Below are 23016 nucleotides of genomic sequence, written 5' to 3'. Positions count from 1 at the left end.
CGCGGGGATGGTCAAACGATGGGATCAATGCTTGTGGTGATTGCTGTTGCCCAGGGTGTCGAGGATCGTCCCCATACCAGTCACGTTGCCGGTGACCAGCAACGACCCGTCGATTTTCACGTTGCCCGTGAGGTTGATCGAGGGCGATTGAACGGTCGCGGAATCATCCGTCACGACCACCGTCGAAGCGCCTACCTTCACCGTTACAGTGCCCGTAGGCAGGCTGATCGTGTAGGTGTGGGCCTGCCAGTCGTAGACGAGAGAACCGCCATCGTCGAAGCGCCATACCTCTACGTGGTCGCGGTTATCAGGCGGCGCACCTGCATTGCCGTAAAGCCCAGGAACAAATGTGCCTTGCGCAGGATCGCCGCTAGGGCTGATGAGGGCACCCTGCTCACCCAGCGTCGGGACTCGCCAATGGCGCGCCTTGCCCGCTGCCTGACTATGCCAACGCACCCAGGCACTGGTCCAGCCAGCGCCATCGCTCACGCGGACCATTGCGGCACCGAGATCAACGGCCTCTACGCGGCAGGGAATGATGAGCGCCGCCAGCATTCGGTCATGTGCTGCGCTCGCGTAGCTCATTCAGCTCCTCCGCAGATCGATAGAACTCTTCATTGCCTGGCCCGATGTCAGGGCTGAAACCCCAGACCAAGCTGCCAGGCGGCTGATCGGGCCACGGCCACTCCTCGTCGCCCAGATAGATGCCCTGCGTCCACTCGATCAGCCAGACCGCGTACCCATCCAGCTCGGGACGGGACCAGTCCTGAGCGGCCCGGACAAACTCAGCTTCGTTGACAGGCAGGCCCCACGTCTGTCCGCGCAACAACACCGCCAGTTGGGTCGCGGCAAATGCCGCTTGCTTCTGGCACTCGTCACGCTCTGAACCGACAATGACACGTGCTTCGAACCGTGCGATGAATGCGGACTCGCCAGTGCCTTGATCAATACCGGGCTCAAACTCCGATACTTCCAGCAGCACTGCTGGCACAGCTATCTGTTGCAGCATGTCGGGCATGGTGCCGACATACTCCAGCCCGCAAATCGCGTCGCGGATATGGTGCTCAATCGCTGCATAGAGCTGATCAAGGCTGAAAGCTTCGTCAGACACGGGCTGTTCCTCTCAGATACTTCTGCAGTTCGAAGTTGAATTCCTGCTTGAGGATCTCAATCAAACGCGCGTCGGCACGTTTGACCCACTCATCAAAATGCGGCCGCGCCCCTTCGAGCGAGACCTTGGCCTTGGCGAGTGGGAAGCGGCTGCCGTTCTCTTCAATGAAACCCGACCGGCGTTTTCCCTGATGAGTTTGCTCGTAATCGCTTGCATCAAAATGCTTGCTCGCCGTGCGGATCCATATGTCGGGACTACCGCCATACACCGTCTTCAAAAAAGCACCTTGATACCGGCGACCCGCAACCGTTACACCGGCACGGCTCTGCCGAGCCCGGCCGATTCGGCTGGCCGACATCGCGTCTAAACCCATCCAGAGTTTTCCGCGCATCGCGCCAGCAGTGACCGGGTAAGCACGCAGGCGCTGACGCACTGCGGTCACAGCGATTCGCTCTTGTCGGCCGATGGTCCTAGCGATATGCGTGCGCAACCAACGAAGCGTCTTGTTGATGGCACGCCGCTGGGCCGCTGCCGCCGCTTTGGGAACCGCTGCAGCAAAGTCCTTGAAGGCATCAAGATCCCCCGCAGAAGGCTGCAGGGTGATCATGCCGTCCTTGGCCGACTGCTTGTAGAAACTGCCTATGCTCATCGCTTTAGCCTCAGGATAAGAGACACCCAGCCTGTACCGTCTGGCTCCAGGCCGACCAGGTCATACCGACCACCCCCGTCCTGCTCAGGCAGGTCGATGGAGACGATCTGACCAATCGCGACACCAGTAGCGTCATGAACGCGTATCGTGAAGTGCGGTTTCCTGATGCCGGTGTTGATGCGTCCGAGCTTGGGTTGCAGCCACGGGATTGAAAGAAACCCTGCGATATCGCGTCCGTCGACGGTTGCGATATCGCCCAGAGATTCAAGGATCTGGGCGTCCATGTCCTCAGCCAGTTCTCGAAAGCTCATGTTCAGTCACCGTCGGTTTCATCAGCAGCTTCGTCACGGCTTGCTGCCTGGGACTGGATAGCCTCTTGCGCACGAGGGTCCGAGCTCAAGGCGATACGCCCTTCTGCAACCAGCGCATCCTCCATCTCTTTGCTGGCCGGGCTATATAGGCTGCCTCTGAGGATGACGTTGCTTCCCTCCTGAATGCAGCCGTCCACCACGATATAGCTGGGCTTCTTGGCCATCTCACACCACCTTGGCGTAGATGAATGCGTCCGGCTCCAGCAAACCGGCGAGTGCCGCGCTCTGAAGCTTCAACCAGCGAGCGCTCGGCTCCTGGGTCGTCCAGCTCTTGGGGAAGCGCGCCGCTTCGACCAGCCCGCTCTCGATGGCTTCCAGATCCTGAATCGCACCGTAAAGCATGGCGTTACGCGTGGACGTCGCGCCCAGAATCAGGCCGCCCGCTGGGATCATGGGTTGCTCATCGCCTTCGTCATCCAGATACCACTCGTCATAGCCGTAAAGGTCGACGCCCGGATCGTTCAGGTAGCCGAGATACGTGACGCCGTCCGGCAGCTCTTCCGGCTTGATGAGGCCCATGTCCACACGGCGGGTGTTCAGCTGCTTGATGACCGTCAGATTGGACTGGAATGCATCAAGCGCCTCACCACTGAGCGCAGCGGTATTGGCAGTGCGGCCAGAGTCTTTGGCGATCTTGCGTTTCCAAGCGCGCAGGTTGCCAATCGGGTCCGAGTCGTCGCTGCCCCACTGGCCGGTGCCCAGCGTGATCTTGTGATCGTTCGCCATGAGAAAATCGATGGTGTCATCAACGCCGTCGCCCAGCACGCGGACCTTGCCGGTGGTCAGTGCCTGGGCACACATCCACTCCTCGCGACGAATGATCTCGTCATCCAGATCGCGCAGATCCTTGCCCAGCATCTGGCCTGCCCGCTCCAACGGCGACCGGCTGGAGAAAGGGTTGTCCCCTGCCGAGCGTTTGAGGACCAGCTCAGCGGTCGTTTCACGCTTGGGCTGGATGTAAGGCGGCGCGTAGGAATCAGTCCGGTAACCGTCACGAAGCGAAATGCTGCCGGGCAGGCGAGGATGAACAAACGGCGCCATTTTGCGCTGGCCTTTGACGATATCAATGTCCACCGTTTTGGTGGGGAACGTCACGGGGCTGCCGCCATTGAAGAACGTGTTCAGCAGAAAACGTCGCGCCGTGGGCATCTGCTCGACGGCTTCAAGCATGGTACGGGTGTCAAAAATATCCATCAGAAGCTCCGGTTAACGAATGAACAGGCACAGCGGCCGCAGGGCTGCTTTTGCTTTGGCGAGTGACAGGCCTTCGCCCAACATGAGCTCAGAGCCCAGCACCTCGCCGGTGAGAAGGATCGATGCTGGAAAAGCACCGCCGGTGGTGTCTACGTCTTGGTCGAGCACAGCCTTGGGTGCCTGAGAGCCGTTGTCGGCAGCGGCGGCGCTGAGCACGTACTCGCCCGAAGCGTCGACCTGACCGAGCACCGCGCCACGCTTGAGCTTCTGGCCTGCCGCAATGATTCCTGTCTCAATCACCACAGGGAATGCACCTGCAGAGAGATGACTGGGGACGTAGGTCTGACGGGTTGGATTACTCATGATGTTCTCCTGATCAGCGACGCGAAGCGCCCGCGACAATGGCTCCGACTACGGCTTTGCGCTCACCCTGAGCGTTGCCATCGGCGGGTGTAGAAGTAGATGCATGGGTGCTGTCGGCCTTAATGGCGCTCAAAGAAATGCCACGGTCCTGGGCAGCCTTGAACAACTGCAAGGCGGTTGCCTCGACAGAGGCCCCGGAATCAATGGCCGCCGTAATCTCGGCCTCAAAGCCCTTACTGGCCAGACCGTTGATGCCCTTGATGCGCTCACGCTCAACGGTGACCGCCTGCGTGCTGGCTTGCGTACGTGCAGCCTCCAGTTCGGACTGGCTGGCCTGGGCAATTTCGATGGTGTTTGGGTCGGTGCCAGCGGCCAGTGCTTCGCGCAGCTGAGCGGTGGAGTTGACGGTGGTCATAGTGAATGTCCTCGGTTGTGTCGCGGCCGGTTTGGCCAGTTCGGTAATTAGTCCTTCCAGCGAGCCCAGGCGGTGAGCAAGGCCCGATTCAACGGCTGCGGCACCTACCCGCAAGCCGCCAAAATCTCCCATTGCAGGAACAGCGTCGGATGCCACGCCAAGGTTGCGGGCGACCTTGGCCACAAACACCTCGCCCATCGCGTCCACGGTTTCACCGACCTTGGCACGCCCCTCTTCGGTGGCCATGTCCAACCGCTTGTTGGGGGCGTTGCGACTGACGATCTGGTAACGCTTGCGGCCGCTGCTGGCCTCACCCTCGACCACGGCTTCCACCACAACGCCGATGCTGCCGAGCAACGCCGTCTCATCGATGACAATCTCGCTGGCCGCAGACGCCAGCCAGTAAGCAGCGCTGGCACCCGTTCCACCGACGTAGGCCACAATGCGCTTACGCGCACGTCCCGCATGGATCTGGTCAGCCAGCTCGTTGATGCCCGCCGCCACGCCGCCAGGGCTGTCGATGTTGAGGATGATGGACTTGATGCTTGGGTCATCCAGTGCCGACTGCAGGTCGGTGGCCAGCACCTGAGTGCTGGTCGCGCCACTGATCTCGGTAAACAGATTGGCGTAGCGAAAAACCGGACCGACCACGGGGATGATGGCGACGCCGTTGCGAACGCTGACCGTGCGGCTGTTCTCCAGCCGAATACCGGTTTTGCTCTCCAACGCACCCGGATCGCCCATGCGGTCGGCAATGGTCAGCAGGTTATCCAGGGCGTCAGGCAGCATCAGCCAAGGCTGCGATGCAGCCAGCTCCAATGCGCGGGGCATGGTTATTCCTCGTTGGGTGGTGTGGGTGGGTCAGCGATGACGCCGCCTTTGGGCAACATGTGCAGGTTGTCGGAGCGTCGTTGCTCAACTTCGCGAACACGCTGGCGGTAAACCTGCTGCCAGGGCTCGCCCGTCATCGCGGCCGTTTCGAGGGTTTCGTTGCTGACCCCGATTTCTATTCGCTTACCGGCTGCATTGGCCTCTTTGAGCTCATCGATAGCGCCTCGCGCCGGACCGATCCAGATCCCCTGACAGTAAGCTTTACGCTTTGCAGGGTCCGCGTAACCCGGCAGGTGGATCAGCCCTCTCGCCACGGCCTCATCAATGATCAATTCACGGCTGGGCTGACAGAAGTCACAGGCCAGCCACCAGCGCCGAACGCTGTAGAACCGCCACGCCTGCAGCATCGCAGCGCGAGCCGCGCTGTAACTGCTGCTGTAATGCAGCAGCAACTCCTCCATCGGTTGCTCGAGCGCCGCGCCGATCTCTTTCACGACCGCCGTGAAGAAGGGGTCAAACTGGGCATTGGGTCGAGCCGGATTGGCAACCACCGGCTCCTCGCCCATTCCCAAGTCGACAATGGCACCCTCCCCCAATGCCAGCTCACCATCGTCGGTGGTATCACCACCCGCGCCCTCGTTACCCATGGCGGACATGGGCAAGTTGGAGACATTGAAATCGTTGTTCTTTTTGATGAACACGGTGAACATCGCCGAGATAACTGCCGCCATCAACTCAGCACTGCTATAGCGCTCCAGCTTCTGCAACGGCTCCAGCACCGGAGCCAGATAAGGAGCGCCCCGCTTCTGGCCTGGCCTTTCCTTGTCCGACATGACATGCATGACCCGACGTCTGCCGGTCACATCACCGAAAGCAGGCAGGCGCTCCCACGCAAGGTTCTGGCCTGCCAGAAACTCATTGGGATAGCCATTGCAGACGTGATACGCCAAGGGGGCTCCCAATCGGTCAAACTCGACACCTTCAACCATATCTGCGCGGTCCATACCCCCGTCGGGATTGCAGACACGATCCGATTCAATCAACTGCAAACGGGTGCTGAAGATGCATCCCGGACGCTCATCGTCGGGGCTGGCGATCAGAACGTCGCCGCAGACCATGGCCGATATGAGCACCAGCGCCTGCAGTTGGTAGTGATTGAGCGTGGCTTCGGCATCACACTCGCGGGGGTCATCGGCGTACAGCGACCAGATCCTATCCAGTTGAGCATTGAGTTGCTCGGCCTGCTGCTCGTCGATGCCGACAGCGACATGATCGATCTGTGCACGGCAGACCAGGCCGGTGCCGACCACATTGGTGCGCAGACGGGTGATAGCCGCCCGAGCGATCAGATGGTTGCGCATGGCATCACGCGACCGGGCTACCAGCATGCGACGCTCGCTGTGGTGCAGGTCACGCCTGGCACTGCCCAATCCCGGAATCCAGCCCGCCATGCTGCGCAGCACACGGGACGCGCCGCGCCAGCGGGTTTCGACTCCGCCACCGCCCCCCTGCGCTTTAGCAGGCTGCCCTTCAGACACAGACTTGGCGAGCTTGAGTGCCTCACGCATCAACAACTCGGCAGGGTCTTTGCGGAAAAAACCCATAATCAGATCACCATGTAGGAGATGCGATTTCGTCCCCTACCCTGCAGCGACGCCTGTTCCAGCGCGACCTCTTTAGCGTATTGCTGTTCAAGCAACCGCAGGCTGTCGAGCTCGGCCCGATAGATCTCGCGATCTGCTCTTTTGAGACGCTGACCTTTTTTAAGGACGTCAGAGATCGCCGCCCGTACTTGCTCCAGGCGCATTTGTGCGTCAGTCATGATTGAACCTCTAGTAGCCTGCACGGCTGCGCGTGCCACGACCGCGAGCATTCGCTTTACGTGGCACAGGAGTGACGGCCTGCTCGGTGTTGAAAAGAGTGGGTTGCAGCAGTTGCTGCTCCAACTGATCCCACTCATGTTCGCGTAACAGATGTGTCTTCAAGCTTCTGGCCGCATGCAGTGCATACACTTCGCAGTCCAGCGCTTCGTTACGGCGGCCCGCCTTCTTCTGCCACACCATCTTGCTGGGGTTGCGCGCGTGCGGGGCGAGCACTTCATTAGTGAGCTGCTCGTAGTAGTCCGAGCGGATCTCGCTGTACCAGTGCATCCGGCCCGGCCCTGCGCCAGTGAGTCGAAGGCGTCCGTCGATCAGCGTCTTGGCCTTGTGGGTTCCGACGATGTAGACGCGCAGGCCATATTTCGAGGCTTTGGTGTTGTCCTGAGACGAGTCAACCGACGGGGACGGCCGGGTAAAGATTTCCTTATCACGGCTGTCAATCGATGCACCTTTGATCGCCATGATGTTGTAGCGCTGCCGGTCCCGGACGTACCCGTAGACCGCGTCGCTTGTGTTGCCGTCCGAGCTGTCGATACTCACGGCGGAAATGACCAGCTGCGCTCCGCCCACTGTCGCCACCGGCTTGGCGATCAGCCGATCCAGCTCCTGCCAAACGGCGTCATGCGGATCAATGGGATTACCGTACAGCTCACCCCAGTACAGTCGCCACGATTCTTCACCCCGGCCCCAGCCGATGACGACCAGCGCCAGCCGGTCCCCCTGAACGTCGACGCCCACCGTAATCAGCAGCACCCCGTTGGGTGCCGTCAGCTCTGCGTAAGGCTCGGCCCGCTTTTCCAGTTCATCCGTTTTAGGTGCATCGCTTTTGTATTCGTAACTCTCCCCCTTGGAGCTGTTGACGAAAGCGATCATCGGCCCGATGTTACCGTGGGACGCGGCGTGCTCTGCCTGAAGTTTCTTCTCCATCAGCGCCTGGAAGCGCGATCCCCAGAAGGTGGCGTATAGCTCGTTGAGAATGTAACCGGCGATGCCTCTGAACTCGGCCGTCGCGATCCAACGGCCGTGCTTGAGGTTTGCGTTTTTCTGGTTGTCATCCCACGAACAGCCGCAGTGCGGGCAAGCGTAATACGCATGCTCGGGCCGTTTCTTGCCATACACCTCGTGGTGATAATCCGGGTCGTCGGCGCAGAACAGATTGTCGAAGCTCAACGCATGCGACTGGCCACATTCGTGGCAAGGCACAAGCCCTTCGCGCTTGTCCGAGATCTCCAGCTCCGCATCAATGGCCGACAGCCCCTTGATGGTCGGGGTGCCGCCGATGATGATTTTCGAGCGGCGAAACGTCTTCAAGCGTTCCTTGGCCAGCTTGATGCTATCCCCCTGCCCCCGCAGGTTGAGGTTGCAGTCATCAGGCTCCTCGACAGCGACTCTCGGCACCGGCGTGGACTTCACACTCGCCGGACTGTTGGAGCCCACCATTTTCAGAAAGCCGCCCGGAAATCGCTTGAAGTCCTGACGCTGCTGCAGCTTGCGACTGCGTAGATCGACCTTCTTGCGAAGCCTGGGCGTCGCCTCGATCATCGGCTCAAGCTTCTCGCCCACATACTGCTTGGCCGCTTCTGCTTTGGGAAACAGCACCAGGATCGGAGACGGATCGATGTCGATCCACTTGCCCAGGGCGTTACCCAACACGCCCGACGTCCAGGCCACCTGCGCGGACTTGCGGCCTACGATTTCTGTAACGTTTGGATCGTCCAGTGCCTCAAGCGGGCCGCCTGGCCAGACGAGATGCGGGGTCACATCGAACCGGTATTTACCCGGCCGAGCCGCCTCTTCGGCGGACAGCCAGCGATACTTGTCTGCCCATTCGATGATGCTCATTCGCGGCGGTGGAGCCCACTTCAAACAGGCTTTGTGCAGGGACTCACTCGCCGTCTTCCTCAAGGCCCTCCGGGTATGGCGATTCGTCAGAATCTCCAACTGAGTCAGCATCATTGTCATAGTCCGAAAGCCTTCTCAGGATGGCCTCGATGGGCTCACGAATCAGTAGATCGTCCACCTCTATGCCATACCGGGCTGAAAGCTCAGCGGCGAGCACGTCTGGAAATGTATTGAGCAGTTCGACCTTGGCCGACATGATCATGGCTTCGAAGCGCTGGATCATGTCGGAGGCGATCACCACCTCCCCAAGCTCTTTGGCCAGCGCCAGCTCTTCACGGTTGGCCCGAACCCGGTCAAGCCTGTCACGGGACGACTCTTTCTTGCCGTTGAGCGAGGCCTGCTGCATCAGCCACTGGACCACCGCTTCGGTGTCGTATTGATTTTCGTTGCCACGACCCAGACCAAACTCAACCACCGGCATGCCGTCGTGTTGCCACCGGGTCAGGGTGCGTTCGTCCCGGCCAACGATCTCGCTCAAATCGGCCTTGCTGACTTTCCTGCCCATACACAACCCTTTAGAAAGACGGACATCCCTGCAAAAAACTCAGCTGCACAAGAACCGCGAGTCCACGTACCCGTGTAGGGAGCCCCCCTCGGGGAGGACCCAAAAAACAGGGGGTTGGTGTGCCCCACGATGGGGCATGAAGCCCAGTGGGCTCGACTACTTGCTCTGGCGGCGCAGGATCTGCGCGTCCACCTGATCGGCGCAGGTGTCGAGCAGCTTGATGGCCTGATCCTTCAACTCCCACACATCACCGTTCGAACGAAGGTCAACCTCATCAGCGTTGATCCGCTCGCAAGGATTCAGCTCAGGGAGGTCGATTCGAACCGCTGACGTCTTTGTTACCACCACCGGCTTTGCCGCGCAGGCCGTCAGGCAAAGGCTGAGAAGCCCAATCACGAACGGGCTTGCTGTTGCGCTTGAGGTCTTCAAATTCTTTCCTCGCCTGTTTGGCTTTGCCTTCACTGGCCTTGAGCCGCTTGCTCAGATCAGCCTGGTAGTCGGCATTACGCTTGGCTTCTGCCCGTAGCGTGGTGATGGTCGCCTCGCTCTCTTTGTTGGCCGCGATGGCTTCGTTCTTGCTCTTTGTCTCAAGTTGCATGGCACCGGTGATAGCGACGACCCGGTACTGCTGAATGCCGACGAGCAGTACGCCCACCAGCGCGATGATGATTGCGGCGGCTAAAGCCTTCATAGGGAATCCACCTTCCGGCCAATGAAGCGGGCCACCAATTCGCGAATGGCCGTAACGCCAAGAAAGCCAATCGTTCCACCTGCAGCTACCGACAAGCTGGGCGGCCAGGTCATCCACTCGATCAGGCTCGACGCGACCAGACTCAACGAACCGCAGATCAGCGCTTCGAATAAGATCCGGCGCTTACTGGTTTCTTTGGCGTCGTAGAGGATGCGCAGTAGAGAAACGACGATGGCCATGATCATGCCTTGCCACAGTGGATTTGAAATGGCCGCCACGATCCTGGCCCACGTATCTGGTTTTTCGGGCATGGTGCGCATCCGGTTACCACCCTTGGGGTGAGCTGAAAATAAAAACCCCGCCGAAGCGGGGTGAGTGACAGCCTGAGGGATGGCTGGGTGAAGCTTGCACAGCAGGTGCTCTGACTGTGATTCAGGCGCAAATCGCAGATCGTGCCCACGTTGTACCGGCGTTCGGAAAAACCGAAAAGGGCTGTTTAACGGTTGGGCCAAATGTGGCCGCAATACAACAAGAATACGACCACAATGCGACAACTGACCCGGACGAACGGTCAGTGTGCCCGAGGGATTGAGGAGCGCGGCGAACCGCCGCATGCGACCTTAAGTTGACGGTTGGCTTGGGGGCCGACCGGGTAACCACGTGTCGAGCCACTGCGCAGTGTGAGAATCAGCAGGACTTGCTGATGCAGGCGATCCACCCAGTTGCGATAAGTCCGATCAGCGCCTTCGGCAATACCGACCGCTTTCATCTGATCGCGGACCGTCGCCATGGCGCAATAACGCTCCAGTGCCAACCGTGCCAGCGGTGCACGGCCTGACCGTTCCAGCTCAGCCACCGCTGCCTGAACCTCACTGGCAATGTGATCAATCCCGCACCCAGCACCGCCAAGTATCCGAGAACCCGGCGTACCACGCGGCGGCGCGCCGCCCCATTCGATAATGGCCCCCATCGGGCTGCCCAAGCCGCCGCCTTGGCCGCGCTCGCGCATCTGCTCGCCCCAATGCACCATCAACGCTTCGATTTCCTTGATCACCGCCCTTTCCTCTCGAATTCTGAACCCAACACACAAAACGCCCTACCCAACACAGACCCAACACACTTAAAGCTCTTTAAAAACAATGAATTAATAAAAAGTGTGCTGGGTGTGTTGAGTTTGTCGGGTTTATACGTCCTCGCATGGAGAAAAAATAACTGCGCTTTAACCGGTATAAATAACGTCACGCATGCGCGCACGCGACGCCAAACCCAACACACCCAACACACACGTCTGCACCCCGCGAAAAATGGGCGTTTGATCTGTGTCGGGTTGCCAAAACCAACCCAAAACATACCCAACACACCCGACACACTTTGAGAGGTACTCATGCTGCGACCGCCTTCACGTGGTCCCAGCTGTCCACGTTCCACCCCGCAAGGCGCGCCTTGGCCCGCCAGGCCTCGACGGCAACGCCCAAGTCCGGCGCTCTCATTGATGGGGGAAGGGAAGCCTCAGGATCATCGGGCACAAAGAAAGCGCCGAAGCGCCTGTCATTGCGCTCAGTCCAGGGTATTGACCGTGTCTTCTCCACCTCCGAGCTGATGAATAGCGAAAACTTCGTCTGACTCATCACATGCTCTTTGTTGCGCTGACACCACTCGATGAACAACGCATACAGATCAGTCGAAAGGCACGCCCCCCAAAGGCCCCGGCCCAACTCGCCATAGCGCCAGAGGTGCAGGAACGTCTGCCACCCTGCCCGGCTGAGCGCAACCAGCCGCTCGCGTGACACGGTGCTGGGCGGCCGGGTGCGCTCATTGAAGTCACCCAGATCCACACGCAGCAACCAGCCGTAGAGGGCCGCGACACCACCATTTTCCAGCTCTCGCCCGATCGCTTGCTGTCGAGCGACCGGCAAGGTTTCCATCGGCCACATGACCAACATCCTTCGGTCACTGTCGCTGATCGGCCACGGCAGGATCTCGTTGCTAAGAAACACCGCGTTCATGTGGTTGGCCTCCTCCCAGCCGTTGATGAACTTTGACTCCATGCGCACGGTCTTGCCGGTGACCAAGTGCTTGATCTTACCGACCTGGTTGTAACGCTGATCGCGGCTGACCACCTCTTCGAACACGGCCCACATCTTCCTGCTTTGCCAGGCGTTGAAGTTGCTCTCCAGCTGGGTCTGGCCAACCGTCGCGGCGTACTGCCCGTAAAGCGCGCCGAAGGTGTCAGCGAACAACAGGCTTTTGCCCGAGCCTTCCATGGTGGAGTGCATCAGAACCGCCGTATCCATCTTTGCCCCGAGGTGTTGCAACGGATATGCAAGCCACCGAGTCAGCCACAGTGCAGCAGCCTCATCATGGTTGCATAGGAATGAGATCAGCCAGCGCAGGTTGGCGCACGCCGCGTCGTCGTTGATCGGCTCCAATGGCAGGCCGTCAAAGGTGTTGATGTAAATGCTGGGGTCTTTGGTCATGGTCGGGTCGAAGACGATGTGTTCGACGTCCACCACCCGCCGCTCGCTGCTGTTCAACCAGAGCGCATAGGTGTCGCCCAAGGCCATCTTGACGGCCCCCTCGGCGATCCGGCGTTTCTTTTCCCGATCCCAAACATCTTTTGTGCCGTCGATGTAGACGTAACGTTCCGTGGGGCGCATGCCGAGAGCACCGCCCTTCTTGCCCGCCATTTTCCGGGCCTGCTCAATGTCCTTAACCTGATCATCGGCGATCAGCTTCTTGTCCGTGGCATCGAGCCAAAGCTTGGCAATGGGTTTGCCCACACGCGCTTCAAAGGCCGACTTCTTCATCGCCCGAGATTTATCGAAGTCCCAAACATGAGTGGTGCCTTCCACCAACGCAAAACGCCGCAGCACCTGCTCGATAGTCAGCTCCTCCCCCGCCCCCCCGTCAGGTGCAGAAGCCGCCTCGCTTGGCGCGTCCGGTGCTGCTGCATCTGGCTTGTCGCTACCCTCAGTTGGGGCTGGGGGAAGATCGCTTGCGCTGGGCCGGGTCGATTGCATGCCGAGCATCCGCGCCGCTTCCTTCACCGCCTTGGACTGATCACCGCCATGCTCCAGTAAGCAGAACACTTCAAATGCATCGTTTTGGTGACCGTTGGCCAGCGGATCAGCAGCATGGTGCGAATACACCTTGCCTTCAGCCACGGTGATCCCAGGGAGTCCGGTACTACTCTGCGGGTAAAGCCATTTGCTCCCGCGCTTGGTATAGCCGTGGCTGCGCAACATCTCTTCGACGTCGTGGCAGTTGTTGAATTCGTCAATGACAGACGGCCGCTTGCCACCTGCTGGGGCTGGCTTCGGTTTCGGCTTTTGTTTGCCAGCAGGCTTGGCGTCCTTCGGCAGCCAGGGGCACGCAGCCTCCGCGCCCCGCTTGAAGACGTCCCAGTTGTTCCAGACATTCAGCAGGTCGCCGATCAGAACCGGAAGCCCCGAAGCGTCTGGCGGCGTGCGCCAGGTGTATGGCCGGCCGGTGCCTGGATGAATGGAGGGAGGCAGTACGTCCTGCACCAATCCTGCACGCAGTTCAAACACTGTGAACCGCTTGTACTGCTCGGCATCTGCTCGATACAAGGCCTCTCTGGCCGTATCGCCCGCCTCGCGAGCAGCGTTTGCCTTCAGCATGATTGACTTGTGCTTTGACCCATCCGGGTCGTTTTCATTGGGCCAAGACAGAGAATGCCGCGTCAGTTCCAGCCCTTCCGGGACCTGAAACAGAACCCGGAACCGCAGTGGGTTGCCGACGACAGTCGGGAAAGCCAGTGCAAGCGCATCCAGATCAACGCCCAACAGTTCGTACAGGACAAACCGCGTCCACTGGACATCGTCGACGTCCAACGAACACACCCGACTCGGCCCCAGCACAACGCCGAGGTTATGGTTGGGATTTTTTGCCCAGAACGCCTCGGCCTTGGCAGGATCAACGATGTACTTGCCGGGCTGGTTCCATCCCCTTCCCTTCGGGCCTTTCTCGCCCGGTTGAATCGGTACTAACGCAAAATTGAATGTCTCACAGTAGCGACGTGCCCAAGCAGAAAGCGGGATTGGACGATCACTCATCTACGCTGCTCCCGCAGCGACTGACAGTGAATGCACGTCTCGCAGCCAACAATGGCGGCACGGCGTGGCTCCGGGATCGGATCGTCGCAGTCTTCACAGAACTGTGAGCTGACCAAGCTGGTCGGAATCCGACGATGCTTAAATAGAGCGACGTCCAACAGGTATTGGGCTTGCTCCGTGGCCCGGTCGATGTCGTCAGCCATTGGCATGATCCTCCATCGCCAGTCGAGCGCCGGCCATAATGCCCAGCACCGCTCGGATGATGTCGTTGCCCTGTTTTTCCAACAGAGCGACTTCGTGCAACTCCCAAACTCCGTCGGCAGCGCCGCTATGCATGCCTGAAACGAACTCGCCCGTTTCGGTCAGCAGCTTGCCAACCGACTTGAGCGCATCCTGCGTGGCTGCGACAGGCTCTGGCTGATACCAAACGGCACCTGCAGGACGCACCAAGGCATCGAGTAAAAGCGAGCTGCCAGTCAGCCGGACGACGTCTTCCAGTTCGTCCGGATTGAGCCAGCGCCGCTCCTCATCAAGCTTGAGCTTTTTCTGGAGGGTGTCGTTGTCCAGCACCATGTCGTGGGCAAGGGCAGTCACCCCGCCCTTGTAATCGCGCCCGGCGCGGTAAAGCGCTTGGCGCAACGAAAGCACCTGACCGGCGTCAGGCAAAAGATCCGTGCGACTCATAACCGTAAAATCCCCGTTTACGGTGTAGCCAGAGGCAGGGGTACCCCCTATCCTACGACCACGACCGATGTTCTTTGCTAAACGTGCTGTGCGGCACGGTTCATCGTTCTAGCCAACCAAGTGATTCTTGTGGTGAGAGGACCTGGTCGGCGGAGTTGGCAGTGTTTTGCACTGCCGTTGCTGGGTCGGGGGAATCTTGTGGTGAGAGGTCCCCGGCCCTGCAGCCTTTAAGCAGCTGACTTCAAGTCATCCGGCTCGCAAAAGACATCAGGGCGAAGCCGGAAGCGCGAACAACCAGTCAGCTTTTCAACACGCAACACAAATTCAGCTGGCAACTCGCCCTTTTTTAACCAGTACGATACGAGTTGCTGCGAAACCTGTTTTGATTCGCTGGATATCAACCTCGCAAAAGCGGATTGCCCCCCCGACCTCGCAACAACCTCGTCAAAGGCTTCGCGCATGGATTCTGGCACTGTCATACCAACCTCACTCAGTGTTCACGGCCGCAATCTACGTCTTTTTTTGTTAGCCATCAACGTATTTATGCGTTTGATGCGCAACAAATTTATTTGTAGTCTCATCTCATGAAGAAAAATACTCCTCACGATGAAGCTGGCACTCGAAGCAAACCCGCTCCGACACCAGTAGCTGTGCTTTTCAGAGCAAGACGCCTGCAACTGAATTGGACGCAGGCAGAATTGGCAGACAGAGTCTCAAAGTCGCTGCCCGAAGGGGAGGTTCTGACCCAGCAGACCTATGCAGCGTTCGAAAGCGGAAAAACGAGAGCAGCTAAACACAAGTCCTACATAGCTCAAGCAATGGGAATACTTGCTGAGCTTCTGCAATTGGAACTGGGCCTAGATCCATCACTACCTCCAACACTCAATGTGGAAGAGCCGACCAAGCCAGCTTCAAACGTTGAATCCAACGCTGAGATGCTGGGACCGCTTGAAGAATGGGACGACAAGACTCCCCTAGGCGATGACGAAGTAGAGGTTCCGTTGCTTAAAGAAGTGGAACTGTCAGCTGGATCCGGGCGCATGACAATTCAGGAACACGCCACAGCTAAGCTGCGCTTCGGCAAGCGGACGCTAAGGCGGCAGGGTGTGCAAGTAGAGAATGCTGTTTGCGTCTCGGTGTACGGCAACAGCATGGAACCGGTGTTACCTCACGGAAGCACCGTGGGCGTCGACCGAGGCAAAACGCTCATCAAGGATGGGGATATATACGCTATAGAGCACAATGGCCAGTTGCGTGTGAAGCTTGTGTACCGGCTTCCCAGTGGAGGATTGAGGCTGCGAAGCTTCAACCGGGATGAACACCCTGATGAGGAATATTCCTTGCGAGAATTAGAAGCCCAAAATCTATGCATTATCGGGCGAGTGTTCTGGTACTCGGTCCTTCGCTGAAAAAAATGCAGCATGAAAAAGCCGCATCGAGCGGCTTTTTTTGTGGGCAAACACCGATCAACAAAATAATACGTTGCGTAATTTACGTACTTTCTTGTAAATTCAGTTCGTACCCCCTCTCACCACAGAGTACGAGCCATGCAAACGACACAGCGCAACACCCGCTGCCCGGTATTTCTCCACCCAACAGTGGCCTCTAACCGCGAGTCTATCGCCACCATTCAGCGCCAAACCGGCCTTCTCCTAATCATCCAGCCAAAAAGCAGCGCTGCGAAAGCAGCTTCAGCAAAGGCAGTCGATGATTTCGGGCCATGGGGAGGTGACGCTGCATGAAGCAAATCCTGATTGGCCTCACCGGCCCTGCCCGCTCCGGCAAAACCACCGCAGCCAGTCACCTGGCCCACGAGCACGGGTTCGAGTGTTACGCATTCGCCGACCCGTTGCGCGACGGCATCATGGCCATATTCAACCTCAGTCCCGAGGATCTCGAAGGCGAGAAAAAGGAACAGCCCATTGACTGGCTGGGCCGCTCTCCTCGCCAGTTGATGCAACTGCTCGGCACCGAGTGGGGCCGTCACATGATCAGCGCCAACCTGTGGATCGACCTCGCCGAACAGAACCTTGATTGCCTCAGTGCGGTTTTCGATGGCGTGCCGGGCTTTGTGGTGAGCGATGTCCGCTTCGAAAACGAGGCCGATTTCATCCGCAAACGCGGCGGGACCGTCATTCATTTGTCCCGACACGACGCAGCGGAAGTGAATCCCCACATCAGCGAAGCGGGTGTTTCAGTCCATCCGGACGACTTGGTCCTTACCAACGACAGCAGTCTTCAAGAACTGTATGGGGCGCTGGACGAGTTGTATCGCGCCATCCGCTCACGCGGTTTGCTGGCTGTGGCCTGAGGCATTCCTCATGAACAGAACCTTAGATGCTACAGCAGTGATTCTCGGCATGAAGCCACGGGTATTTCGAGCGAAGTTGCGTGAAATCGGCGTGTTGACCCAGGCAGGCGAGCTTGCAGCCAAGCATCGCGACCAAGGCTATCTGTACGAAGATTCGCGCAGCCGCTGGAACAAGAACATTCACGCCTACAGCCACTATGCAGTGGTGATGGTCAAGGAGGCGGGTGTTGCCTGGCTCTCGGACCAGCTTGGCATCACCACCACGAACAAGGACGCCGCAGCATGACTCTGAACGCAATTACTCACGCCGTAGGCGCGCTGAAACTGGTTCCGATGCACCTGAACCACCCAACAATCGTCAGCCGCTCGACATTGATCGGAGCGACATCAGAGGCACTTAGCATGCTTGACGGTTTGCCACCTGTAACTGCCGAATTGGCGGAAGTTTTTCGGATGGTGGACGCCGTGCTGCTTGAAGGCCAGGTCGCGTATGTCACCCCAACACGCTGCCCAGAGCGCCCATATGGCGCAGTGGTGGCGGACGCGAAGGGACGACTGTGCGCGACTGCAACCGGCAAATCAAAGGAGGGTCTCGCGGAGCTGATTCGCCTTCAGTTGGTGCCCCAAAAGGAGGGGTATGGGGAGGATTCTGCGTGAGTGAAACGCTAATTCAACTCCGGGACGAGTTTGCTACCCCCTGCCCAACGCTGAGTACTGTGCGGGAACGTTATTTCTCGCACATATCGAGTGATCGCTACCTACTCCGCAAGATCAACGCTGGCCGCATCAACCTCAAGGTGACTCGGCTGGGTGGATCGAATAAGGGCCAGCCAGTGGTATACCTGCACGACCTAGCGGCCTATCTCGATGCACAGGCCAAGTTGAAAGCGGCCTGATTCAAAGGTGGTCACTGCCTTCCAGTGACAACAACCAGAGGCACAGGACATGAAACCCACGGACACAGCCGAGTTCATCGGCGAACTCAACGCAGGCGTCTTCGCCAATCAGATCGGCCATGCGCTCTCCGAGGTTGCTGCTGGTGTCGTCGACAACAAAAAGGTCGGCACCGTAACCCTGACGTTTTCGCTCAAGCAAATTGCTGACAGCCACCAGGTCACCGTCAACCACAAGCTGGCTTACAAAGTGCCAACCAAACGCGGCAGCCGCACCGAGGACACCACCCTCGATACGCCGATGTATGTAGGCGAAGGCGGTCGTCTGACGCTATTTCCAGAGACACCTGCGGCAGACCAGATGTTTGACCGCCACGCCGCACCCGTGCCCGCCAGATCGTAATTAAACGCCGTTCCATACCTCTCACCACAGCAGGAAATGATTCATGGAAGCCAAAGCAATTCAACTGATCCAAGACACCGCAGTACTGGCCAACGCCAAAGCGCTGGACACCTTCGAACCTTCAATCGCACTCCCTGCGACCGTGAGCGTCGTCAGCCTGGAGAAATTCCAACAGTCGCGCAGCCGGTTCCGGGGCCTGCTGGAAACGTCATCGTTGAAAGACTTCAGCGAATACGTGCTGACCCAGACCGATGGCAACACTGCTGGGTTCGTTGATAGCGACTGCATGATGTGCACCGTCTTCTTTAACCTCGGCAATCAGGACAATCCTGGGCATGGGGACTTTCGCGCCAAGCTCACCCTAAAGAAAACCGCTGCATTTATCGCCCTCGAACGCGCAGCCGGGTCCAAGCACACTCAAAAAGACCTGAGCGACTTCATTGAGGACTGGGCACCCAACCTGAAGGCGCTGAACCCGGAAGGTGTAGATATCGATCTGCGCCGAGCTGCTGGTGCAATTCGCTCCATCACCATCGAGCAGGCCCGCAAAAGCGAACACATCGTCGGTGACATGAGCGCATCCCGTTCGGCAATGGATCAGATAGAAGCCAAATCGGCAGACGGGCTCCCCGCTGAGCTGCTGTTCAGCGTTATCCCCTATGAAGGCTTGCAGGCTCAGACCATTCAGTTGCGCGTTGCCGTGCTTACTGGAGGCGATCAGCCAGTGCTGCGCCTGCGCTGGATCGGTGAGGCGCAGCTGCGCGAAGACCTCGCCCAAGAATTCAAACAAGTGGTAGCCCAGGAAGTCGGCAGCGCAACTGATCTGACCATCGGCAGCTTCACGCTGGCATAACACTCCCGTATCAGCCCGCCGCCGTCCTCTCACCACCTATCCGGCGACGGGCTCTTTCGAAGGACACAGCACATGCAAGCACAGCACATCATCATTCTGACTGGCCTAATCGTATGCTTCTTGCTCCTCACCGCATTTGTTGAGAAAGCAGTCAAATGGGCGCCGCGCAGGTCGTACCGGATGGGACAATCGGCAGCCGTAACGTTAAAAAATATAAGCCCAACGGATATCGACTTGAACGATATTTCACCTCTTCCCCGTACAAGAAACCGAGTCGAAGCGTTGATGAAACAATTCCAACGGAACGTATTTTTTCAAAAGATAAAAGGCGCATCGATATGAGCGTCGCCAAAGTGATTGAGTTTGAAGAACTGCAACGGATCACCGGCTATACGCGGCGAGCAGACGTTGAGAAGGCGTTACTCGGGGAAGGAATCAGAATATTCCTCGGAAGGAAGGGGCCTTGGACCACTGTTGACTTGGTGAACCAAGCAGGAGGGCTCAAGCCTATTGATCAAGAAAAGTATGACGCGGATATCGTATGAAACGAGGAAGGAAGCGCCAGCACAACCCGAACATCCCAAAACACATTGATCAGACCGCGATTCCCCGCGATGTCTATTTCGATCACCGGGGTTCGGGCCGCTGGTACACGTTGTACTTCAATGAGGCAGGGCGACGCCAACGCACCAATCTGTGCGCAGCAAACGTCACCCTCTCGGAACTGCATCGCCTCATAGAAGAGCGTAGCGGCGTGGATCGCGATAGCCTGCAATACCTGTGCGATGAGTTTCATAGAAGCCAGCAGTTCAAGGAACTTACAAAGAAGACTCAAGACGACTACTGCTACTCACGGGACGTCCTGCTGGTCTACCCCACAAAACTGGATAAACCCTTGGGGGAGCTCGCCGTGAAGAAGTTTACCCCTGCAATGGTCCAGCGGATCATCGACAAGATCGCCGAAGCTGGTACACCGTCGAAAGCCGCACACGGACTGCGCTACCTGCGCCGTCTGATGCAGTGGGGGCGGAATCGTGGGTTTGTGACCGACAACCCGGCCAAAGGCATTGAGGCACCCAAGGAGAGGAAGCAGCGCCGCTTGCCAGACTCAACCGTAATGGTTGATCTGATCAAGTTCGCCCACCAGCAGGGACAGCTCAAGCGAGGCGAGAAAGGCGCGTGCTCGCCATACCTGTGGTATGTGATGGAAATTGGTTATCTGTGTCGCCTGCGCGGAATTGAGACTATCACATTGACCGACGAGAACGAGCTGGAGGAAGGTGTGCTCACCAACCGCCGGAAAGGCAGCCGGGACAACATTGTGAGGTGGACACCGCGTCTGCGTGCGGCTTGGGATGCGGCGAAGGCCGTCAGAACAGATACGTGGCAAAGGTTGAAGAAGCCGGTTCCTTTCCGGGCAGATCAGCGCTTCCTTATCGTTTCCGCCAGCGGCGGGCAGCTATCGAAGTCAGGCCTCGACACTGCCTTCCAGCGGCTTATTACCCAGGCCATCGAAAAGGGCGTCCTCACAGAGGCTCAGCGGTTTGGAATGCACGACTTCAAGCGCAAGGGAATCACGGATACGATTGGCACCAGAGCGGACAAGCAGCAGGCGTCAGGTCACAGGGATGAATCGATGATGGATGTATACGACTTGAGTTTGCCGATCGTGAGCCCATCTGGCGAGTAGCAATCTGTCGATCAAGGTCGCAAGAAATATCGTACTGGATCCATGTAATTGTTAAGACATGACGTGGTGTGCTGTAGGTCGCGACCGTTGCCGAACGCCATACTTAGGACACCGTCAAACTTATTTGATTTCGTTGTGGTACTTTTTCCTACACCAATCTTATGAGTTATATACTCGTGCCCATATAACGCTAATGCTTTCAGCAGCAAAGACTCTAAACACTCGACGCGCTGGGAAAGAATTGCTTGGGCATGCATACAATCGGAGTCGTAAATCGCCTTAAGGAAAGTTTTATCTCCCGTCGTCACTGTGAACAGCGTGTTAGCCCTGTATAGATTTTCCGCATGCAACGTAAGCTGCAGCTCGCCATCATGCACACCCTCAATCTGAAGCAACTCTTCCAGCAGCCCTATATCCTCATCTGCCGGGCCGAGTTTTTTACATGAATCAACAATGTAACAGAGACGGTCGAAAGCCCTATGATTACCGAGCCTCTTATCGAAACACTTGGCTTCATCGGTCAAATATAAGGAGAAGGGAGCCTCGCCAAGCACATAACAGTCGTTAAATCCGCAACCTAGCACAGTCAACGCCTCATCGACCAAATCGCATTGCGCTAGTGCTATTAAGACGTCATTGTCGGCGAGCACGATCATTTACGCGATAAGGTTCCGTAGCAGGTGCTCGCTGTCCGGATCCAGTCCGTCATTCAGATTGCTGAAAACGCGCTCTGACACAACATCCTGGTCACTCACTGCTCCTGAGATTTCTTTAAGGGCCCCAACACAAAGGGGGAAAATCTCCTTGTTATTGTGTGCCACGTTCAACACCGCGTGCGTCGGATCGATTTTTCTTTCCTTCCCAAACCGCACTGCAGTTTCAGCCAACTGAGGTGCATACACCCGCCGGGGCAACGTTAGGCGGGTGTCAGCGTTGCCAGTCAAAAGCTCAATGGCGAATCGATCAGCCTCAATCTCCTGCGGATTCCGACCTTCGTCCGACTCACCCTTAGTGATCTCGTCATCAACAATTGCGCCGTTCTCAGTCAGATGACCTAGAGCAATATGGCCCAGCTCGTGGGCGAGATGAAATAGCAAAAAGCCATTCTTGCGGACGTTTGATAGGACAATTGACGGCCTGCCCTTAATGGACATCGCTATACCATCCATCTTCTTCTTACCTAGAAGAGGCGACGCCAAATGCAACACCGGAATACCGTTGCTCCAGCAAGCATCCAAAATCTGAGGTAGGCCTACCCAAGGCGCGCCAGTCGAAAGGATATGCTCACGAATTTGCGCCGCACTATTGGGCGGAGCTTGATATACCCTCGACATCGAGTTCAGCGCTATTCGAGAAGCGCTCCTTGCTAGCGCGACAGCTACAGAGACGTCCTCAGGCGACGTTTTTGCTGAAAGCTTAAAACGCTTCTCTGTAGGGAGATCGAACGCAATCCGCGGTGGCTCTTCGCTGAAAGGTCGGATCTGTAAGCTGAGAGCTTTGGCGAGATATATTTTTGCCCGCTGCGCGCCTCCAGGGGACGCCTCAACCTCCGCGGACCACCACTCGGGCATGATGCGAGCCAGATGCTTCTTCGGGAGCCCGTGGGTGGTAAGGGCAGAGTAGATGCTTTGAATATTGGTCATGATCCCTCCCCCTTTGAGCGGGCCTCGGATAACAGATGAGACGCGGGTTAGACGCCGAATTTCGGCGAGAAAGTCACCCGTATGAGCAAAATGATAGCATTTTTTGTATTTATCCACAGGTAAGAAGTAGGTTTTGCTATCAAAACACACGTACATTTAGTCGGCAGCACTGCGCAGAACGTGAGCTGCAGAAGACACCTCGCGTACAAAAAAAGTATTTAAGCCTATGATATGTATGACTAAAAAAGCTGACTTGTAATCAGTAGGTCCCGGGTTCGACTCCTGGTGCCGGCACCATACAAGCTTCCAGAGAAGGCTTTAAAAATCTCTGGAACCCGCGAAAAACCCGCCTTCTGGCGGGTTTTTTCGTTTTGGCGTTCCATCGGATTCCGGTGGCAGCCAGCGAGAATAAGGATAGATTTAAGGATACCTACCAATTCGATTGCGGATTCCACGACACTTGGACACTCAGCCCACGATCATTTGGACACTCATTCCAAGCTCACTTGGACACCTGCCCCACGTCCACTTGGACAGGCAGTCGGAGCGCA

Annotated in this window: 31 protein-coding genes; 9 read left to right on the top strand and 22 right to left on the bottom strand. The window is 57.7% G+C overall.

Annotated features, from left to right (window positions below):
• Window positions 1-24: 24 nt before the first annotated feature.
• The 20 genes from DW49_RS0112030 to DW49_RS0111935 form a co-directional block, all read right to left on the bottom strand.
• Window positions 25-585, bottom strand: a complete 561-nt coding sequence (locus DW49_RS0112030; protein ID WP_005619088.1) for a phage baseplate assembly protein V — start codon at window positions 583-585, stop codon at window positions 25-27.
• A complete protein-coding gene (locus DW49_RS0112025) occupies window positions 560-1111 on the bottom strand; it encodes a hypothetical protein (protein WP_005619089.1) in 552 nt (183 codons plus the stop codon). The genes DW49_RS0112030 and DW49_RS0112025 overlap by 26 nt, the downstream gene beginning before the upstream one ends.
• A complete protein-coding gene (locus DW49_RS0112020) occupies window positions 1104-1760 on the bottom strand; it encodes a phage tail protein (RefSeq protein WP_005619091.1) in 657 nt (218 codons plus the stop codon). Before DW49_RS0112020 ends, DW49_RS0112025 begins: the two co-directional genes overlap by 8 nt.
• Entirely contained in the window at window positions 1757-2071 is a 315-nt protein-coding gene (locus tag DW49_RS0112015; RefSeq protein WP_005619093.1) for a head-tail joining protein, read from the bottom strand. The genes DW49_RS0112020 and DW49_RS0112015 overlap by 4 nt, the downstream gene beginning before the upstream one ends.
• 2 nt (window positions 2072-2073) lie before the next feature.
• Entirely contained in the window at window positions 2074-2295 is a 222-nt protein-coding gene (locus DW49_RS0112010) for a hypothetical protein (protein WP_024421255.1), read from the bottom strand.
• A 1-nt stretch (window position 2296) separates the two neighbouring features.
• The gene (locus DW49_RS0112005; RefSeq protein ID WP_005619096.1) at window positions 2297-3325 is read right to left on the bottom strand and encodes a major capsid protein; all 1029 of its coding nucleotides are present in this window, start codon (window positions 3323-3325) and stop codon (window positions 2297-2299) included.
• A 12-nt stretch (window positions 3326-3337) separates the two neighbouring features.
• The gene (locus tag DW49_RS0112000; RefSeq protein ID WP_005619098.1) at window positions 3338-3688 is read right to left on the bottom strand and encodes a head decoration protein; all 351 of its coding nucleotides are present in this window, start codon (window positions 3686-3688) and stop codon (window positions 3338-3340) included.
• A gap of 13 nt (window positions 3689-3701) precedes the next feature.
• On the bottom strand, window positions 3702-4934 hold the full coding sequence (locus tag DW49_RS0111995; protein ID WP_024421254.1) for a S49 family peptidase: 1233 nt from the start codon (window positions 4932-4934) through the stop codon (window positions 3702-3704).
• 2 nt (window positions 4935-4936) lie between these two features.
• Entirely contained in the window at window positions 4937-6538 is a 1602-nt protein-coding gene (locus DW49_RS0111990) for a phage portal protein (protein WP_005619101.1), read from the bottom strand.
• Between the two features lie 2 nt (window positions 6539-6540).
• The gene (locus tag DW49_RS0111985; protein WP_004663043.1) at window positions 6541-6756 is read right to left on the bottom strand and encodes a hypothetical protein; all 216 of its coding nucleotides are present in this window, start codon (window positions 6754-6756) and stop codon (window positions 6541-6543) included.
• A 10-nt stretch (window positions 6757-6766) separates the two neighbouring features.
• Complete coding sequence (locus tag DW49_RS0111980) at window positions 6767-8656, bottom strand: phage terminase large subunit family protein (RefSeq protein ID WP_005619102.1); 1890 nt, start codon at window positions 8654-8656, stop codon at window positions 6767-6769.
• A gap of 43 nt (window positions 8657-8699) precedes the next feature.
• On the bottom strand, window positions 8700-9221 hold the full coding sequence (locus DW49_RS0111975) for a terminase small subunit (RefSeq protein WP_004663046.1): 522 nt from the start codon (window positions 9219-9221) through the stop codon (window positions 8700-8702).
• A 156-nt stretch (window positions 9222-9377) separates the two neighbouring features.
• On the bottom strand, window positions 9378-9566 hold the full coding sequence (locus tag DW49_RS1000000133640; protein WP_229687546.1) for a hypothetical protein: 189 nt from the start codon (window positions 9564-9566) through the stop codon (window positions 9378-9380).
• Window positions 9526-9912: a hypothetical protein gene (locus tag DW49_RS0111965; protein ID WP_005619104.1), complete on the bottom strand. Its 387-nt coding sequence runs from the start codon at window positions 9910-9912 to the stop codon at window positions 9526-9528. The genes DW49_RS1000000133640 and DW49_RS0111965 overlap by 41 nt, the downstream gene beginning before the upstream one ends.
• Window positions 9909-10232: a phage holin, lambda family gene (locus DW49_RS0111960; protein ID WP_005619106.1), complete on the bottom strand. Its 324-nt coding sequence runs from the start codon at window positions 10230-10232 to the stop codon at window positions 9909-9911. The genes DW49_RS0111965 and DW49_RS0111960 overlap by 4 nt, the downstream gene beginning before the upstream one ends.
• A 251-nt stretch (window positions 10233-10483) precedes the next feature.
• A complete protein-coding gene (locus DW49_RS0111955) occupies window positions 10484-10966 on the bottom strand; it encodes a hypothetical protein (RefSeq protein ID WP_005619108.1) in 483 nt (160 codons plus the stop codon).
• Between the two features lie 328 nt (window positions 10967-11294).
• Window positions 11295-13988, bottom strand: a complete 2694-nt coding sequence (locus DW49_RS0111950) for a bifunctional DNA primase/polymerase (protein WP_005619110.1) — start codon at window positions 13986-13988, stop codon at window positions 11295-11297.
• Window positions 13985-14191 carry a TraR/DksA C4-type zinc finger protein gene (locus tag DW49_RS0111945; RefSeq protein ID WP_004407080.1) on the bottom strand — a complete coding sequence of 69 codons (207 nt, stop codon included), beginning with the start codon at window positions 14189-14191 and terminating at the stop codon, window positions 13985-13987. The genes DW49_RS0111950 and DW49_RS0111945 overlap by 4 nt, the downstream gene beginning before the upstream one ends.
• The gene (locus DW49_RS0111940) at window positions 14184-14672 is read right to left on the bottom strand and encodes a phage regulatory CII family protein (protein ID WP_005619112.1); all 489 of its coding nucleotides are present in this window, start codon (window positions 14670-14672) and stop codon (window positions 14184-14186) included. Before DW49_RS0111940 ends, DW49_RS0111945 begins: the two co-directional genes overlap by 8 nt.
• A gap of 227 nt (window positions 14673-14899) precedes the next feature.
• Window positions 14900-15151: a transcriptional regulator gene (locus DW49_RS0111935; protein WP_024421253.1), complete on the bottom strand. Its 252-nt coding sequence runs from the start codon at window positions 15149-15151 to the stop codon at window positions 14900-14902.
• 105 nt (window positions 15152-15256) lie between these two features.
• On the opposite strand from DW49_RS0111935, the gene DW49_RS0111930 reads away from it, so the two are divergent.
• From DW49_RS0111930 to DW49_RS0111885, 9 genes are all read left to right on the top strand, one after another.
• Window positions 15257-16081, top strand: coding sequence for a LexA family transcriptional regulator (locus tag DW49_RS0111930; protein WP_081591593.1), 825 nt, complete (start codon window positions 15257-15259; stop codon window positions 16079-16081).
• A 329-nt stretch (window positions 16082-16410) separates the two neighbouring features.
• Window positions 16411-16983, top strand: coding sequence for a deoxynucleotide monophosphate kinase family protein (locus DW49_RS0111925; protein WP_005619113.1), 573 nt, complete (start codon window positions 16411-16413; stop codon window positions 16981-16983).
• A 49-nt stretch (window positions 16984-17032) separates the two neighbouring features.
• Window positions 17033-17269, top strand: coding sequence for a hypothetical protein (locus tag DW49_RS0111920; protein ID WP_024421251.1), 237 nt, complete (start codon window positions 17033-17035; stop codon window positions 17267-17269).
• Window positions 17266-17640 carry a hypothetical protein gene (locus DW49_RS0111915; RefSeq protein ID WP_024421250.1) on the top strand — a complete coding sequence of 125 codons (375 nt, stop codon included), beginning with the start codon at window positions 17266-17268 and terminating at the stop codon, window positions 17638-17640. The genes DW49_RS0111920 and DW49_RS0111915 overlap by 4 nt, the downstream gene beginning before the upstream one ends.
• Window positions 17637-17879: a pyocin activator PrtN family protein gene (locus tag DW49_RS0111910; protein WP_017698663.1), complete on the top strand. Its 243-nt coding sequence runs from the start codon at window positions 17637-17639 to the stop codon at window positions 17877-17879. Before DW49_RS0111915 ends, DW49_RS0111910 begins: the two co-directional genes overlap by 4 nt.
• A gap of 49 nt (window positions 17880-17928) precedes the next feature.
• Window positions 17929-18279: a hypothetical protein gene (locus tag DW49_RS0111905; RefSeq protein ID WP_005619115.1), complete on the top strand. Its 351-nt coding sequence runs from the start codon at window positions 17929-17931 to the stop codon at window positions 18277-18279.
• Between the two features lie 43 nt (window positions 18280-18322).
• The gene (locus tag DW49_RS0111900) at window positions 18323-19132 is read left to right on the top strand and encodes a DUF2303 family protein (protein ID WP_005619116.1); all 810 of its coding nucleotides are present in this window, start codon (window positions 18323-18325) and stop codon (window positions 19130-19132) included.
• A 338-nt stretch (window positions 19133-19470) separates the two neighbouring features.
• Window positions 19471-19677, top strand: coding sequence for a hypothetical protein (locus tag DW49_RS0111890; RefSeq protein WP_024421248.1), 207 nt, complete (start codon window positions 19471-19473; stop codon window positions 19675-19677).
• Entirely contained in the window at window positions 19674-20822 is a 1149-nt protein-coding gene (locus tag DW49_RS0111885) for a site-specific integrase (protein ID WP_005619117.1), read from the top strand. The genes DW49_RS0111890 and DW49_RS0111885 overlap by 4 nt, the downstream gene beginning before the upstream one ends.
• An 11-nt stretch (window positions 20823-20833) precedes the next feature.
• Here the strand turns inward: DW49_RS0111885 and DW49_RS0111880 are convergent, their stop codons facing one another.
• A complete protein-coding gene (locus DW49_RS0111880) occupies window positions 20834-21478 on the bottom strand; it encodes a hypothetical protein (RefSeq protein WP_024421247.1) in 645 nt (214 codons plus the stop codon).
• Window positions 21479-22465 (bottom strand): ImmA/IrrE family metallo-endopeptidase, encoded by a 987-nt coding sequence (locus tag DW49_RS0111875; protein WP_024421246.1) that lies wholly within the window; start codon window positions 22463-22465, stop codon window positions 21479-21481. It lies immediately after the preceding gene.
• Between the last annotated feature and the right edge of the window lie 551 nt (window positions 22466-23016).

It is taken from the genome of Pseudomonas avellanae BPIC 631, assembly GCF_000444135.1.
In the GTDB taxonomy this organism is placed as follows: domain Bacteria; phylum Pseudomonadota; class Gammaproteobacteria; order Pseudomonadales; family Pseudomonadaceae; genus Aquipseudomonas; species Aquipseudomonas avellanae.
Note: the sequence above shows the minus strand (reverse complement) of the source record. Positions and strands in the feature narration are given on the sequence as shown.